Origin of the sequence: Virgibacillus sp. M23 (genome assembly GCF_034190895.1) — a bacterium.
GTDB lineage: Bacteria > Bacillota > Bacilli > Bacillales > Amphibacillaceae > Virgibacillus > Virgibacillus salarius.
Genome location: NZ_JAWDHA010000199.1, coordinates 1 through 510, shown reverse-complemented (window position 1 = coordinate 510; position 510 = coordinate 1). Strand labels below are relative to the sequence as shown.

Genomic DNA, 510 nt, shown 5'->3' with positions numbered 1-510 from the left:
TCTAAGAGTTTTGATTGTACCGTTTTCTAGTGACTCAATAAATAATTGAACAATTGTAGACGATAAGCGGTCAATTCTAATTTCGTCATCACTCAAGAATTTATTGAACAGCTGCAAATCACGTTTATAGCTTTGTTTTGTGTTTTCAGCTTTTCTAAGTTGAAATATGTAATCCTCTATTAAATTGCTATTGTATTCTTGCATCGGTTCACTCCTCATATAACTTATGCGAAATTGAGTCTCTTATAAATAATCCTTTTTATAATTAAATCTTAGCACTGTGTTTCGCAAAGTAAATGAATTATTTCGCATAATTACAGTTATGCGAAGTTATGTCTAGCCTTCCATTCTATTCTTTAAAGGAGCATCAAACCCTTATGACAAATAAAAAGATACGTGGTATTTACATAATTGTTAACAAAATAAACATTAAAGTTTACATTGGAAGCTCGGTTAATATTGAATCAAGACACCAAGGACATAATAGAGATTTAAGGAATGGGAAACATC

Annotated in this window: 2 protein-coding genes; one reads left to right on the top strand and one right to left on the bottom strand. The window is 30.4% G+C overall.

Annotated elements, in window-relative coordinates; all coding sequences use genetic code 11:
* The coding region (locus RVS70_RS22025; RefSeq protein ID WP_321134847.1) for a site-specific integrase at nt 1-204 on the bottom strand (204 nt) is incomplete at its 3' end.
* Nucleotides 205-332: 128 nt separating this feature from the next.
* On the opposite strand from RVS70_RS22025, the gene RVS70_RS23475 reads away from it, so the two are divergent.
* Nucleotides 333-510 (top strand): GIY-YIG nuclease family protein (locus RVS70_RS23475; protein ID WP_414617188.1); only part of this gene is annotated, 178 nt, incomplete at its 3' end.